Annotated in this window: 15 protein-coding genes and 1 pseudogene; 3 read left to right on the top strand and 13 right to left on the bottom strand. The window is 68.7% G+C overall.

Annotated elements, in window-relative coordinates; translation table 11 throughout:
- Positions 1–195 precede the first annotated feature (195 nt).
- The 9 genes and pseudogenes from KGD87_RS11180 to kamD all read right to left on the bottom strand — a co-directional run bounded on the left by KGD87_RS11180 (position 196) and on the right by kamD (position 6934).
- Positions 196–528 carry a hypothetical protein gene (locus tag KGD87_RS11180; protein ID WP_284667444.1) on the bottom strand — a complete coding sequence of 111 codons (333 nt, stop codon included), beginning with the start codon at positions 526–528 and terminating at the stop codon, positions 196–198.
- 67 nt (positions 529–595) lie between these two features.
- A pseudogene (locus tag KGD87_RS11185) lies at positions 596–1782 on the bottom strand (IS3 family transposase).
- A 197-nt stretch (positions 1783–1979) separates the two neighbouring features.
- On the bottom strand, positions 1980–2354 hold the full coding sequence (locus KGD87_RS11190; protein ID WP_284667445.1) for a DUSAM domain-containing protein: 375 nt from the start codon (positions 2352–2354) through the stop codon (positions 1980–1982).
- Positions 2355–2357: 3 nt separating this feature from the next.
- The gene (locus tag KGD87_RS11195) at positions 2358–2789 is read right to left on the bottom strand and encodes a hypothetical protein (RefSeq protein ID WP_284667446.1); all 432 of its coding nucleotides are present in this window, start codon (positions 2787–2789) and stop codon (positions 2358–2360) included.
- Positions 2790–2898: 109 nt separating this feature from the next.
- Positions 2899–3726 carry a 3-keto-5-aminohexanoate cleavage enzyme gene (gene kce / locus KGD87_RS11200; RefSeq protein WP_284667447.1) on the bottom strand — a complete coding sequence of 276 codons (828 nt, stop codon included), beginning with the start codon at positions 3724–3726 and terminating at the stop codon, positions 2899–2901.
- Complete coding sequence (gene kal / locus KGD87_RS11205) at positions 3723–4121, bottom strand: 3-aminobutyryl-CoA ammonia lyase (protein ID WP_284667448.1); 399 nt, start codon at positions 4119–4121, stop codon at positions 3723–3725. Before kal ends, kce begins: the two co-directional genes overlap by 4 nt.
- Positions 4118–4903 carry a lysine 5,6-aminomutase subunit beta gene (gene kamE / locus KGD87_RS11210; RefSeq protein ID WP_284667449.1) on the bottom strand — a complete coding sequence of 262 codons (786 nt, stop codon included), beginning with the start codon at positions 4901–4903 and terminating at the stop codon, positions 4118–4120. Before kamE ends, kal begins: the two co-directional genes overlap by 4 nt.
- A gap of 4 nt (positions 4904–4907) precedes the next feature.
- The gene (locus KGD87_RS11215) at positions 4908–5387 is read right to left on the bottom strand and encodes a hypothetical protein (protein WP_284667450.1); all 480 of its coding nucleotides are present in this window, start codon (positions 5385–5387) and stop codon (positions 4908–4910) included.
- Positions 5384–6934: a lysine 5,6-aminomutase subunit alpha gene (gene kamD / locus KGD87_RS11220; RefSeq protein ID WP_284667451.1), complete on the bottom strand. Its 1551-nt coding sequence runs from the start codon at positions 6932–6934 to the stop codon at positions 5384–5386. The genes KGD87_RS11215 and kamD overlap by 4 nt, the downstream gene beginning before the upstream one ends.
- 261 nt (positions 6935–7195) lie before the next feature.
- Between kamD and KGD87_RS11225 the strand changes: the two genes are divergently transcribed.
- Both KGD87_RS11225 and KGD87_RS11230 read left to right on the top strand, forming a co-directional pair.
- On the top strand, positions 7196–8731 hold the full coding sequence (locus tag KGD87_RS11225; protein WP_284667452.1) for a catalase: 1536 nt from the start codon (positions 7196–7198) through the stop codon (positions 8729–8731).
- 173 nt (positions 8732–8904) lie between these two features.
- On the top strand, positions 8905–9522 hold the full coding sequence (locus KGD87_RS11230; protein ID WP_284667453.1) for an ankyrin repeat domain-containing protein: 618 nt from the start codon (positions 8905–8907) through the stop codon (positions 9520–9522).
- 21 nt (positions 9523–9543) lie between these two features.
- Here the strand turns inward: KGD87_RS11230 and kdd are convergent, their stop codons facing one another.
- The 3 genes from kdd to KGD87_RS11245 form a co-directional block, all read right to left on the bottom strand.
- A complete protein-coding gene (kdd, locus tag KGD87_RS11235; protein WP_284667454.1) occupies positions 9544–10575 on the bottom strand; it encodes an L-erythro-3,5-diaminohexanoate dehydrogenase in 1032 nt (343 codons plus the stop codon).
- Between the two features lie 175 nt (positions 10576–10750).
- On the bottom strand, positions 10751–11758 hold the full coding sequence (locus KGD87_RS11240) for an alpha/beta hydrolase (protein ID WP_284667455.1): 1008 nt from the start codon (positions 11756–11758) through the stop codon (positions 10751–10753).
- A gap of 28 nt (positions 11759–11786) precedes the next feature.
- Positions 11787–12722 (bottom strand): uracil-DNA glycosylase family protein, encoded by a 936-nt coding sequence (locus KGD87_RS11245; protein WP_284667456.1) that lies wholly within the window; start codon positions 12720–12722, stop codon positions 11787–11789.
- Positions 12723–12910: 188 nt separating this feature from the next.
- Here KGD87_RS11245 and KGD87_RS11250 point away from each other — a divergent pair, with 188 nt between their 5' ends.
- Entirely contained in the window at positions 12911–13342 is a 432-nt protein-coding gene (locus tag KGD87_RS11250) for a PaaI family thioesterase (protein ID WP_284667457.1), read from the top strand.
- On the opposite strand, the gene coaBC is transcribed toward KGD87_RS11250, so the two are convergent.
- A complete protein-coding gene (gene coaBC, locus KGD87_RS11255) occupies positions 13339–14559 on the bottom strand; it encodes a bifunctional phosphopantothenoylcysteine decarboxylase/phosphopantothenate--cysteine ligase CoaBC (protein WP_284667458.1) in 1221 nt (406 codons plus the stop codon). The genes KGD87_RS11250 and coaBC overlap by 4 nt on opposite strands.
- Between the last annotated feature and the right edge of the window lie 50 nt (positions 14560–14609).

A 14609-nucleotide genomic window follows, 5' to 3' on the forward strand; every position in this document is an offset into this window, starting at 1 on the left:
GAAGGGACATCGGGGCAGCGGACGGTGGGCGGGACGGCGCTCGACGGTGTTGGCCGCGGCGCGACACACCGCCACTCGTAGCGGAACTCGTCCCCCGGCACGCCGCGCCCGCTGAAGAAGCCCATGGGCCGCCGCTGCATGATGCCGCCGAGGAGCCTTCCTCCCCGAACCCCCTCCGAACCAACTACGCAGAATTCAGGACTTGCCCCTGAGGTACTCACACAGCACCCGAACCACGTCGTCCTCGCGAACAAATCTTCGCCCCGAAAACTTCAGCGGTGAATCAACGAACGACACTGCATATACGTCGCCCTCATGCCAGGCCACGCCCACGCCTCCCTTCGCGTGTCCCCGAGAGAGAACCAGCGACGCATGCGACACCACCGGATGCACGTCGGCGAACGCCGGGTCATGCTTGATCATGTCGACCAGTCGCCTCATTGCCGCCAGCGCCGGATGAAGCACGCGATATCGCTCTAGACGCCCGAAAGCACTGTCGACATTGTCCCATTCGTCAGCTGCCGCCATGGCTCAATTGCCTCCTCAAGCGCGTCACCGGTGAGCTGGGCTTGCCCCGATTCCGTGGACAGCGTGGTTATGCTGCCTGAGCTACCGGTGAGACGAGCCGCTCATACTCCACCGGGCTCACGTAGCCCAGCGAGGAGTGGCGGCGCTGCCAGTTGTAAAAGACCTCAATGTACTCGAAGAGCGCGGAGCGGGCCTGCTCGCGCGTGGCGAAGTCCGCGTCATGGACGCGTTCCATCTTCAAGGTGCTGAAGAAGCTCTCGGCCACGGCGTTGTCCCAACAGTTCCCCTTGCGGCTCATGCTGCACTGGATGCCACGGGAGGCCAGAGCTCGCTGGTAGTCCTCGCTGGCGTACTGACTGCCCCTGTCCGAGTGGTGCAGCAGCCCTCGCGGAGACTGGCGGCCCTTTTGCGCCATGTCGAGCGCACCCAGCACCAGGTGGCGGTCGATGAACTCGCTCATGGCCCAGCCGACCACCCGCCGCGAGAAGAGGTCGAGCACCACGGACAGGTAGAGCCAGCCCTGCCTCGTCCAGACCTAGGTGATGTCCGTCACCCAGGTGCAGTTGGGCTGGTCGAAGGAGAAGTCCCGTGCAAGCACGTTGGGGGCCACGGGCTGGCTGTGGCGTGAGTCCGTGGTTCGCACGAAGCGACGCTTCCTGCGTGCGGCCAGGCCCTGCTGGCCCATGAGGCGCGCGACGCGCTTGCGGCTGACGCGCCGGCCTCCGGCTCGCAGTTCCGCGTGCACCCGCGGGCTGCCGTAGGTGCCGCGACTCTTCTGGTGCACAGCCGCCACCTCCACGGCCAGGGCTCGGTCTGCCTTCTTCCGCGCGGACTCCGGTCGGCTCCGCCACGCGCAGTAGCCCGAGCGGGCCACGCCCAGCTGCCGACACATCAGCTCGACGGGGAAGTGGGCCTTCTGCGCTTCGATGAGCTCGAACTTCACTTCGAGCCCTCCTTCGCGAAAAAGGCCGCTTCTTTTTTTAGGAAGTCACGCTCCATCTGCAGCTGGCGGTTCTCCTTGCGCAGCCTCGCCAGTTCCTCGCGCTCGGCTGCCGTCAGTGCTCCCGGCTTGCCCTGGCCCCGGTCCGTCCGGGCCCGCTCCACCCAGGTGCGCAGATCCGTCTCGGTGAGGTCCAGTTCTCGTGCCACCTGGCCCACTGTCTTGCCCTCCTCCTGCACCAGCCGGACAGCCTCCGCCTTGAACTCGGCGGTGAAGCTGCGGCGCTTCCTTCTCTGCTTCGTCTCCGTGGACATCTTGGAACCCCTTCATCACATCTCGGGTGTCCACGGAACTGGGGCAGACTCACATTGACCGGAGTCAGCTCGACGCGCGCAAGGGGCCGTGACGACAGCAGGGGCGCGACCTGGCGGAGCAACGCGCAGGGAAGGACAGCGCGAGCCGGGGCACCTGGTCGTTGAGGCGTCGGAGCAAATGCTCCAGGTGAAGTCGTTCAAGGCTCGTCGGCCATGTCGTCGAGCTGGCCTTGTGCAAGCACTCGGTAGTACGGCACGACTTCGACAGCCAAAACGTCGCGCATCAGTTGCCGCGCCCGATTGTAATCCCCAACTCGCTGGTGTTGCCACATCATGTGGAGCGCATCCGTGAGCCTGTTTGAGCCGTCCGTGATGCGGCGTGCAGCCTCACTCATCAGGGCCAAGGCCCCCTCCTCGGTGCTCAATGCGGTCTCCGCGTCGTGGATTGCGACCTCATGTGCGGTGCGTAGCAACAACATGCGCACGGTCTCTGTGAGCACGAGAGGCACGCCGTCCCGCAACACGCGGCGGGAGAGCGCGCGGAACAAGCTCCAGTCAGGGCGGTCGGCCATAAGTCAGCGCCTTTTCTTCTGATTCGGGCCGCACATCTCAAGGGGCCAGTCCTGCTGCCCTTCACACATGCGAAGGCAGTCGTAGCAGGGCCCGGCAAACAGTCCCTCCTTGCAGTCGCCGTAGTTCCGAATGCAGCGGCGCTTCCATTCGGGCAGTTCCGCGTTGTGAGCGTCATCTTGTACGGCGGGCGCGTCTTCCGTCGCCTCCATCGCCATCTTGACGCCTGCCATGTGCGCGGCGGCCTCGCTCGCCGTGAGGCCGCACGCTTCGGGCATGCCAAGGTTGCGCTGGACGCAGCACGACACCGTGTCGGTACATGTCGCCAGGGCATAGACATCGCGGCGACTGGCGGTTCCGGTGGCGCTGCTGGTGCAGCCCAGCGACACGGCGGCCAGGAAACACAACAGGCCAAGTCCAACTTTCTGACTCTTCATTGCAAACTGACTTTACCTGGAATCACGGAGCGAAGTGCATTTGCACGCCGAATACGAGCGCCGCCCGGCAGGACTCGGGCGGCGGCCGTCACGAAGATATTCGGCGGTGCTACGACAACCGCAACAGCTTGCGCGCCTGCTCCGGCGAGGCCGGCTCGCGGCCATGCGCACGCGCGCGCTTCGCCGCCTCGGCGACGAGCTCCCAGTTGCCCTTCGCGAGCACGCCCTTGGACAGGTAGATGTTGTCCTCCAGGCCCACACGCGCGTTGCCGCCCCGCTTCGCCGCCTCGTCCACGTAGGCCAGCTGGTGCCGGCCCACGCCCGCCACCGTCCAGGTGGAGCCTTCAGGCAGCGAGGCAATCATGAAGTCCAGCACCTCCGGACGCGGCTGCAACGTGCCCGGCACCCCGAGCACGAAGTCGAAGTGCGCCGGCAGGTCCACCAGCCCCTCCTTCGCCAGGTAGCGGGCCTCGTCAATCATGCCCACGTCGAAGCACTCCAGCTCCGGCCGCAGGCCAATCGCCCGGATGCGCCTGGCGATGTCACGCACCAGCGGCCGGGGATTCCAGAAGACCTCCTCGCCGAAGTTCACCGTGCCCGTCGTCAAGGTGGCCATGTCCGGCCGGTCCTCGCCGGTGAGCGTCAGCGGCCCGCAGCGCTGGTCCACCGTCATGCCCACCGCGCCGCCCGTGGACGTCTGGATGAGCACATCCGTGCGCTTGCGGATGGCGCGGATGGCCGCCCGGAACAGCTCCGCGTCCTGGGACGGCTTGCCGTCCGGCGTGCGCACGTGAATGTGCACCATCGCCGCGCCGGCCTCGCGGCAGCGCGCGGCGTCCTCGGCGATCTCCTCCGCGGTGATGGGCAGGTGCGGCGTCTGCTCGCGCGTCGTCTCCGCGCCCACCAGGGCCGCGGTGATGACCATGGGCGTGCTCATTTCGCGCCTCGCTGCTTGTCCTTGGGCACCACGCACGTCCCCGAGGCCCGGCACACCACCACCGGCTCCGCCAGCACGTCCGCCGCCGAGTCATTCACGTCCGGCCGCGGCTTGATGACCTTGCGCGCCTCGAAGCGCATCTTCCGCGACGTATTGCCGGCGCTGACGATTTCGCCCTCCGCCTCGATGAAGTCCCCCGCGTACACCGGGGCCAGGAACTCCACGGAGTCATAGGCGCGAAACAGGCCCTCGTCCCCGTCGCCGCGGATGCACAGCTCCGTGGCCACGTCACCGAAGAGGCCCAGCATGCGCGCGCCGTCCACCAGGTTGCCGCCGTAGTGCGCGTCGTGGCTGCTCATGCGCAGCCGGATGACCGCCTTCGTTCCCACGCTCACTGGGGCTCCCCCTGGAAGTGCGCGTCCTGCGGCTCCTTGCCTTCCTTCTTCAGGAGCGCGTGGACGATGTAGTTGGCCACGTCGGACGGCTTGGTGCCGGGCCCGAAGCCGGCGTCGAAGCCCAGCTCCAGCGCCAGCTTGTGGTCCACCCGGGGCCCACCCAGCAGCAGTTGGACCTTCCCGTGGATGCCGGCGGCCTTCGCGGCGTCAATGAAGTGCCGCGAGTTGTCCTTGTGCACGTCGCGCTGGGTGACGACCTGGCTGACCAGGATGGCGTCCGCGTTGCGCGCCAGGGCCTTCTTGATGAGGTCCTCGTTCGGCACCTGGCTGCCCAGGTTGAAGGCCTCGAACCCGGGGTAGCGCTCCAGGCCGTAGTCGCCCGCGTAGCCCTTCATGTTGAGGATGGCGTCGATGCCCACCGTGTGCGTGTCCGTGCCCGTGCACGCGCCGAACACCACGATGCGCCGCTTCACCTTCTCCTTGATGAAGGCGTTGAGGTCGTCGAAGGACATCTTCTTCACGACGACTTCGGGCACGTCGATTTCGGCGTAGTCCAGCGCGACGGACGACCGGGCGTAGACGATGAAGAAGGTGTAGGCGTCCGCGGCGCGCTCGGCGGCGGCCACCTTCACGTCGGTGAAGCCCATCTTCTTCGTGAAGACGGCGGCGGCCTCCTTGGCCTTCTCGGACAGCGGCACCGGCAGGGTGAACGACAGCTGCACCACGCCGTCGTCCCGCCGGTCGCCGTAGGGACGGATGATCTGCTTGCTCGGCTTCACCATCGGCTCACTTCCCCCCGGCCCGCTGAATCTTGACGCTGGAGCCCACCTTCTGGGCCAGCGGCGCGAACCGCTCCTTCTTCGTCTGCTCCAGGTAGAAGACGACGGACCACGTCGTCTTTCCGTCGCAGCCCACATACGTCACGGAGTCCACCGCGCCACTGCCATCCGGCGCCACGTCCGTCTCCTGACGCTTCGCCGCCGGCTGGGCGCCCACCTTCAGACGCTCCCAGCCCCTGCCGCCAATGGACGCGACAATCTTGTCCACGCACGTCTGGGCCTTCATGCCCGCCGTCTGCACGGCGCCCACGTCCACCAGGAAGTAGGCGTCCCCGCTGGGCGCCTGGAACTTGTACGTCCCCGCGTCCTCGGAGCGATTCCACGAGGCGGGAACCTGGAGGGACACGTTCTTCACCTGGACCTGCGCCAGCGCGTCCGCGGAGCCGCCCGCGGTGAGAACCATGGCAAGGATTGAACCGAGCATCACTGAGCCTCCAGGAGTTCCAGGAACGGATTGAAATAGTCCGGCGCCTTCTCCAGCACGCCGTCGAGGCCCTTGCCGCCGGTCTCCTCGCGCTTCACGTCACCGAAGTGGCCCCGGCCGATGGCGGTCACCATGCCCTCGTCGCGGCACTCCTGGAGCAGCTGCTCCGCCCGGGCGAACACCTCGCGGGCCCGGTTGGCGATCTTCCCGTCCTCCCGGACGGTGAACTCCTCGTCGATGCCCCGCGCCGCGCGGTGGATGTAGGCCGCGGACTTGAGCGCCACGTAGCGGTCCGCCAGGAGCGGCGTGTGCATGGCCTCCGTCATCATGCCCAGCAGCTGGATGCCCTGCCGCGTCCACATGGCCACCAGGTTCGACATCACGTCGTAAGCGTGGCTGAAGAAGATGTCCGTCTCCTTGTGCTTGGTGGGCGGCATGTACTTCAGCGGCGCGTCCGGGAAGCAGCGGCGCACCAGCATGGCCTGGGACAGCTCCAACAGCAGCGTGTCCTCGCGGTACGGGTCGATTTCGTAGGCGTGGCCAATGCCCAACTGCCAGTCCTTGAGGCCCGCGCGCTTGGCGAAGCACTCGTTGATGAACTGGCTGGCGATGACGGTGTGGGCCGCGTCGTACGCGTCCGCGGTGGTGATGTAGTTGTCCTCGCCGGTGTTGATGATGATGCCGGCCAGGGCGCAGATGCGGCGGCTGAAGTACTGGTCGATGAACGTGCGCCGCATGTTGATGTCACGGAAGAGGATTCCGTACATCGCGTCGTTGAGCAGCATGTCCAGCTTCTCGTAGGCCGCGCAGAAGGCGATCTCCGACATGCAGAGGCCGGACGAGTAGTTGGTGAGCTGGACGTAGCGCTTGAGCTTGCGGCTCTCGTCGTCCAGGGCCTCGCGCATGATGCGGAAGTTCTCCTGGGTGGCGTAGGTGCCGCCGTAGCCCTCCGTCGTCGCGCCGTGGGGCACGTAGTCCAGCAGCGACTGCGCCGTGGACCGGATGACGGCGATGACGTCCGCGCCCGCCTGGGCCGCCGCGCGCGCCTGGTCCACGTCGTCGTAGATGTTGCCCGTGGCCACGATGACGTACTTGTGCGGCGTGGGGGGCATGGGGAACTGCTTCTGGAGTTCTTCCCGCTGGGCGATGCGGGCCTTCAAGTCGTCGAGCGCGGCGCGGGCCTCCGCGCGCACCTCCTCTCGGAGGTTGTGCTCCTGCTCGGGCGACAACGGGGCCAGCTTCTCCGTGGGGAGCGCCGTCAGCCGCTCCACGGCCTCCAGCGGGCTCTTCGCGCCCAGTTGCAGCGCGCGGCCATACCAGTAGGCGGCCCCCTTGTTGAGGACCCCGGCGGCCTTCAGCTTGTCCACCATCAGGTTGGCGAGCGGCACGCCCCGCGCGCCAGCTCCTGAGAGGCCAACGAAGCGCAACACGGTGCGCTCGGTCGATACAGTGGTGTTACGGCGGATGAGGTCGAAGATCGGGTTGACGATTTCGTCCGCCAGCTTGCGCGCATTGGCAATCCGCGCGTCTTCAATGAACGGGCCTGGCATGGACGCACCTTACCCGCCCGAACGAGCGCCGGTAGCGCCGATGCACACCTGTACGGCGTTGCCGCACCGCATTATCGGTTCCGAGCTCACTACACCGAATGGCCGGTGACCTCACCCACCGGCAGAACGGTGATTACACCGAATATTCGGTGGACGCTCTTCAGTACAACGCATAACTCACTGGAATCATTGATTCGCAGGCAGTGGCATGGCGACTGCTTAGGACGGGAGTGCCTTACCCCCTGAGACAAGGAGAATCCCTTGCAAACCCGCTCCCTGCTTCTGACCGCCATGCTCTTTGGCGGCTCGGCCGCCGTTGCCGCGACGCCCCCTCCCCTGACGACGGACACCGGCTCCCCCGTGGGGACCAACCAGAGTTCCAAGACGGCCGGCCCGCGTGGCGGCATCCTCCTGGAGGACTTTCACCTCATTGAAAAGCTGGCGCGCTTTGACCGTGAGCGCATCCCCGAGCGCGTGGTCCACGCCCGCGGCGCCGGCGCCCACGGCACCTTCGAGAGCTACGGCGACTTCTCCAAGCTGACGCGCGCGTCCCTCTTCTCCGCGAAGGGCAAGAAGACGCCGATGTTCGTGCGCTTCTCCACGGTCATCCATCCGTCGGGCTCGCCGGAGACGCTGCGCGACCCTCGCGGCTTCGCGCTCAAGTTCTACACGGACGAGGGCAACTGGGACCTGGTGGGCAACAACCTGCCCGTCTTCTTCATCCGCGACGCCATCAAGTTCCCGGACATGGTGCACTCGCTGAAGCCGTCGCCGGTGACGAACAAGCAGGACCCGCACCGCTTCTTCGACTTCTTCTCGCACCAGCCCGAGTCCACGCACATGCTCACGCAGCTGTACTCGGACCTGGGCATCCCGGCGAACTTCCGCCAGATGAACGGGCACGGCGTGCACGCCTTCAAGTTCGTCAACGCGAAGGGCGAGTACAAGTACGTCAAGTTCAACTGGACCTCGCAGCAGGGCGTGAAGAGCCTCACCGCCGAGGAGGCCGCTCGCGTGGTCGGCGAGGACCACCAGCACGCCACCACGGACCTCTATGCCTCCATTGGCGCGCGCAAGTTCCCCTCGTGGGAGCTGAGCGCGCAGGTGTTGGACCCCAAGGACCTGGACACGTTCAGCTTCGACCCGCTCGACGCGACGAAGATCTGGCCCGAGGCGCAGGTGCCCTCCATCAAGCTGGGCAAGTTCACGCTCAACAAGATGCCCGACAACTTCTTCGAGGAGACCGAGCAGGCGGCCTTCTCGCCCGGCGTGCAGCCCTCAGGCATCGAGCCCTCCGAGGACCGCCTCCTGCAGGGCCGCCTGTTCTCCTACGCGGACACCCAGCGCTACCGCGTGGGCGCCAACTACCAGTCGCTGCCCATCAACCGCGCCCGCGCCCCGGTGAACAGCAACAGCCAGGCGGGCAGCATGAACTTCGCCAACACGAAGTCGGATGTGAATTACGAGCCCAGCGTCACCCGTGAGACGCAGGACGCGCCGCAGTACCTCTTCTCCAACGCGCCGCTCAGCGGCACCACGCAGCAGCGGGGCATCACCAAGACGGACAACTTCGCGCAGGCCGGCGCCTTCTATCTGGCGCTCGACGCGGGCGGGAAGGACCGCCTCATCAAGAACCTGGCCGCGGACCTGAACCAGGTGCGAGACGCCAAAGTGAAGGCGCGCATGGTGGGCCACTTCTTCATGGCCAACGCCGACTACGGCACCCGTCTGGCCAAGGCGGTCAACGTGAAGGTGGACGACGCCAAGGCCTCAGTGGCCACGCTCGCCGCCCCCTGATTCGTTCTTCGCCGGGCCCCGGCATGGCTGTCGCCAGGGCCCGGCGCTTCCGGCCACTCCCCCTGGGAGAAGGCCGGGGTGTGGTGGCCGCCTGGCGACATCCCCCCGCTCGCCGCCCGTCACATCCCGGCCTTCCCTCAGCGGGAGCAGGCCCCTCTCCTCTGGAGTCCGTCATGATTCGCAAGCTGCTGCTGGGAACGCTGGGCCTGGTGATGCTGGGGGCCGGGGTGTTGACGGCCGCGTGGATGTCCCTGCGCGCCGCGCCCGCGCCGCAAGGGCGCCTGCTGGCCACGAGCGAGGCGGAGCGCTACCTGCTGGCCGCCGCCCGAGCCGGCGAGACGGACATCGTCGCCGGGCTCGTCCAGGCGGGGACGCCGGTGGAGGCGAGGGATGCTCGCGGCTTCTCGCCGCTCATCCTCGCCGCGTACCACGGGCATGCGGACACGGTGCGCGCCCTGCTCGCCGGGGGCGCGGATGCGTGCGCTGGCGACAACAACGGCAACACCGCGCTCATGGGCGCGGCCTTCAAGGGCTATGCGGACATCGTCGGGCTGCTCAATCAGCAACCCTGCGCGGTGGACCAGCGCAACCGCTTCGGACAGACGGCGCTGATGTTCGCGTCCCTGTTCGGCCGCGAGGAGGTGGTGGACCAGCTCCGCCAGCAGGGCGCCTCGCCCGACGTGCGCGATGGCAGCGGCCGGAGCGCCCAGGACTGGGCGCGCACGCAGGAGCCCCGCGCGCCCGTGCCGCCAGCGCCCACCGCGCCGGAGACCTCCGCCTCGGCGCGATGACACGAAGGCGCGGCCCGGCGGCTAGACGTACCGCGTGCCGAAGAGCTGGAGCAGCTCCGGCTCGGTGCGCAGCAGGTCCAGCGTCAGCGCGGCGTGGCCGGGCACGTAGCCGTTGCCCACCACCATGGTGACGTCCTTGCCCACGCCCTCGGCGCCCAGGGCCGCCGTGGTGAAGCTGGTGGCCATGGAGAAGAAGATGGCCGTGCCGCCGTCCTTCACCGACAGGATGGTGGCCATCTCCGTGTTGCCCACGCTGGCGCAGTTGACCACCAGGTCGCAGAGCTGACCGTCCGTCGCCTGGCTCACGGCCTCCATGACGTCCACGCCCTGCGTGGCGTCCACCTTCAGGGCCACGTCACACAGGCCAATGCCGGACAGCAGGTCCAGCGCGCCCTGGGACACGTCGAGCGCCAGCAGCTTGCCCCGGCTCTCCAGGTTGCGCCGCGCCTGCGCCAGACACAGCGCCCCGCTCTTGCCCGCGCCCAGCACCGCCACCGTCATGCCCGGCCGCACGTGCCGGGCCACCAGCGCGGGCGCGCCACACACGTCCAGCGCCGCGAGCGCCAGCGTGTCCGGCATGTCCGAGGGCAGCTTCGCGTAGATGCCGCTGGCGAACAAAAGCGCGTGTCCGCGGATGTCCACGCGGTCGATGTCCGCGTGCACCGCCTTCACCTCTTCGATGACCAGGGGCGTCAGCGTCAGGCTCACCAGCGTGGCGATGCGGTCGCCCACCTTGAGCAGCTCGCGCGCGGGGTGCTTCGCGCCCAGCTCCTTCACGCGGCCAATCAACATGCCGCCCGAGCCCGTCACGGGGTTCTGCATCTTCCCCCGCTCGCGGACGATTTCCTGGATGCGCTCGCCAATGCGCCTCGCGTCGCCGCCCACCTCGGCCTTGATCTGCTTGAAGGACGCGGCGTCGATGTTGAGGCTCTCCACGTCGATGAGCAGCTCGGACTCCCGGCACGGCAGCGCAGGGTCCAACTGCTTCGCGCGCTGGGGCAGCACGCCCTTCTCGCCGACGACGCGAGACAGCCCGTAGAGGTCGATGCTCATGTTCCCGTCTCCCTGAAGGTTGTCGGGCGCCCGGCCCCACCACGGCGGGGCGCACCCAGGCAGGCGTCTACCCGCTCGGACAGGGAAAAGGCCAGCGCCACGTCACGCGCGGTGGGCCGGGGCGTCCCCCAGCGGGCATCCCGACCACCGCGCGAAGGGCCCTGGCCCCGTCACGTCAGTCCTGCGCCAGGTTCGGCACCAGGACGGACAGCGAGCGCGCGAAGCGGTACGACACACCGGAGTGGCCGTCCTCGAACTCCTCGTGGACGCGGTCCAGGCCCGCCTTCTCGAACTCCTCCGCGAGCATCCGCGTGCCCCAGCGGATGTTGAACTCGTCGCGCGTCCCACAGTCCAGGTAGACCGTCTTCAGCTTCCGGAACGCGTCCATGAACTTGGGCACGAAGCGCACCGGGTCGTGCACCAGCCACCGGTTCCACACGTCCAGCCGCAGCCGGCCCGTGTTCGCGTCGAAGGGCAGCTCGACGTTGAGCGGCTCGCCCTTCTTCGGCGAGTACGCGGCGGCCATCGCCAGGACGTTCACCACCGGGAAGTCATCGCCGCGCATCTTCGTCTCACTCACGCGCGTCCGGAACTCGGCGTGCCACGCCTCCACGCCGCCCGCCTTCAGCAGCGCCGCCGCGGCCTTCGGCAGATCCGGCAGGTAGCAGTATTCGAAGTAGGAATCCGCGGCGTGCGCGCCCACGTGGGAGAAGAGGTCCGGGTGGTAGCGGCCCATCACCAGCGCGCCGTACCCGCCGGAGCTGTGCCCCACCACGGCGCGAGAGGCCGCCTTCGGCAGGGTGCGGTAGGTGCGGTCCACGAAGCCCACCACGTCCTTGGTCAGATAGTCGCGGTACCGGCCAATGGCGTCGCTGTTCACCCACTGACTGCCGCCCAGCGACGTCCAGGCATCCGGGAAGACGCCGATGACGGGCGGAATCGCGCCCGACTCGACGAGCGCGTCCAGGCGCTGGGGAACGGTGGGCGCGAAGCCCGACGCGTTCGTCCACGAGCCGCCGCTGTTGCCGAAGGCATGCAGGAAATAGACGACGGGGTAGCGCCGGTCATCCGCGCCGTAGCCCGGCGGGAGGTACACGGTGAGGTTGCGGCGAGCCGGGTCCCCCAGCGGGTTCGACTCCAGCGCGGGCGACAGCAGCTCATTCGACTCCAGCAATCCATTCATCCGTGCATTCCCTTCATCGGGCCCGCGGCTACGCGCGCGAACCGGGTTGCTTCCCCAGCGCCTTCATCACCGCCTGGAGGTCCTCCCACGCCTTGCGCTTCTCCGCCGGGCTGCGCAGGAGGTACGCCGGGTGGAAGGTGGGCATCAGTTGAATGCCTTCGTAGGTGCGCCAGTTGCCGCGCAGGCGGGTGATGGGCGTGCTGTCCCGCAGCAGCGTCTGCGCCGCGAACTTGCCCAGCGCCACCACCACCTTGGGCTGGATGGCGGCCAGCTGCGCGCGCAGGAAGGGCTCGCACGAGGCAATCTCCTCCGGCTCCGGGTTGCGGTTCCCCGGTGGCCGGCACTTCACGACGTTGCAGATGTAGACGTCATCGCGGCGGTAGCCCATCGCGCCAATCATCTTCGTCAGCAGGTCGCCGGCCGCGCCGACGAAGGGCACGCCCTGCAGGTCCTCGTGCTCTCCCGGGCCCTCTCCCACGAACACCAGCTCCGCGCGGGGGTTGCCCGAGCCGAACACGAGGTTCTTCCGCGTCGAGCACAGCTTGCAGCGCTGGCAGTCGCCCAGCTCCCGGCGAACCTCGTCCAGCGTCGGCCGCTCGCCGGTCGCTGCCCCGGGCGGCGGCGCATCCACACGCATCCCCGCGCCCGGCGTCCGTGACGCTGGTGCCAGGCTCGCCAGCGGCGGGCGAGGCAGCGGCGCTTCGGGGCGAGCAGCAGGCGTGGACGGAGGCGGCCCCCGGGCCGGCGGTGCCTCGGGGCGAGGTTGAGGCGCGGCGTCCGCGGTCCCCTGCGTCCGAGCGAAGCGCGCGCGCAAGGAGGGAGCCGAGCGCTGGAGCTCGAGCGCCGCCTTGGCGTCAATCATCAGCACCCGGCCAGCGGCCTCCTCCTGCCAGAGGAGGTGGCGGCGCACATCGTCCAGCAGGGCGCTCAGGTCCTGCGAGGCCTCGGGCGTATCGTCAGTCACGGTCCTGGATCGGTATCGGACGTGGCGCCCATGCGCAAGGAAGCGGACGCCCGAGCCGACTGTTCGCCTCCCGCCAGCGCCGTTCCACGCCCACGCCCGGAGTCCTACCCCACCCTGCCCCCAGTCCTCCGCCCCTGGCCACGCTATCTTGCGCCCCCGAACCCGGTGTCACGCAGCGAGGAGCCGCCATGGAGCACCAGAACCCGGATTACCGCCTGGACACGGAGGCCCTGTTCACCTCGGCCGCCTTCGTCATGGACCTGGGCATCCATCCCGTGGACATCCGCCCCGGCGAAGTGGAGGCCCGGCTGGTGGTGCAGCCCCGCCACCTTCAGCAGGACGGCGTCATCCACGCCGGTGTCCAGGCGACGCTGGCGGACCATACGGCGGGCGCGGCGGCCTTCTCCGTGGTCCGCAAGGGCCAGCGGGTGTTGTCCACCAGCTTCACCGTCCACCTGCTCCAGACGGCGTCCGGTGAGGAGCTGCGGTGCAAGGCCCGGGTGCTGCGCGCCGGCCGCCGGCTCATCGTCACGGAGTCGGAGGTCCACGCCGTCTCCGGCGGTACGCCCCGGCTCGTGTCGAAGACCACCGTCACCCTCGCGGTGATGGAGCCCCGTTAGGACGGCGACACGAGCAGCAGTTGAATGAGGGCCCGCGCCACCTCGTGCTTGCTGCCCTGGAGCTCATGCTGCGCGCCCGAGCGCGTGAGCACCGTCACCTGGTTGGTGTCCGTTCCAAAGCCCGCCCCAGGGGCCGTCACGTCGTTGGCGACAATCGCGTCCAGCCCCTTGCGCTCCAGCTTGTCGCGCGCGTGCGCCACCACGTGCTCCGTCTCCGCCGCGAAGCCCACCAGCACCGGCCGCTTCGGCTGCCCCGCCACCTTGCGGGAGGCCTCCGCGAGCACGTCCGGCGTGCGCACGAGCGCCAGCGCCTCGGGTGAAGTCGAAGCGCCCTTCTTCACCTTCTGCGGCGCGCGCGTCTCCGGGCGCCAGTCGCTGACGGCGGCCGTGGCGATGAACGCATCCACGGTGCCCACTCGCGAGAGCACCTCGCGCGCCATGTCGTCCGCGCTCACCACGTCCACCACGTCCAGGCCGCAGCGCTCCACGGGGCCCACGGGACCGAGCACCACCGTCACCTCGGCGCCCAGACTCCGGGCCGCGTGCGCGAGCGCCATCCCCATCTTCCCCGTGGAGGGATTGGAGATGAACCGCACCGGGTCCAGGAACTCGCGGGTGGGGCCCGCCGTCAGCAGCACCCGCTTCCCCGCCAGCGGGCCGGCGCCGAAACGCGCCGCGACCGCCTGGGCGATGGCCGGGACGTCCGCCAGCCGCCCCTCCCCCACGTCACCGCAGGCCAGCATCCCCGCGCCCGGGCCCACGCGCGAGAAGCGTGGGTAAGCCAGCAGGGCCGCCAGGTTCTCCTGCGTCAGGGGGTTGTCCCACATGGCCACGTTCATCGCCGGCGCCAGCACCACCGGCCCGCGGAAGGCGAGCAGGGACGTCGTCACGGCGTCGTTGCCCATGCCCGCGCGGATGCGGGCCAGCAGGTCCGCGGTGGCCGGCGCCACGACGAAGGCCTCGCCCCAGCGCGCCAGGTCCAGGTGGCCGAAGTTCCCCTCCTGGGCGGGGTCGAAGTAATCGGTGAGCACAGGGTGCCCGCTGAGCGCCTGGAAGGTCAGCGGGGTGACGAACTGGCGCGCGGACTCCGTCATGGCCACCCGCACCTCGGCGCCCGCACGCGACAGCTCCCGCACCAGCTCGCAGGCCTTGTACGCCGCGATGCCGCCACCCACGCCGACGACCACCCGGCGGCCTCTCAGTGTCGTCACGTCCATGCGGCTTCCTAATGCGCGGGGAGGTGGGCTCGCAACCGTCGCCGCAGGGC

Source organism: Myxococcus sp. SDU36 (assembly GCF_030168875.1).
GTDB classification, from domain to species: Bacteria; Myxococcota; Myxococcia; order Myxococcales; family Myxococcaceae; genus Myxococcus; species Myxococcus vastator.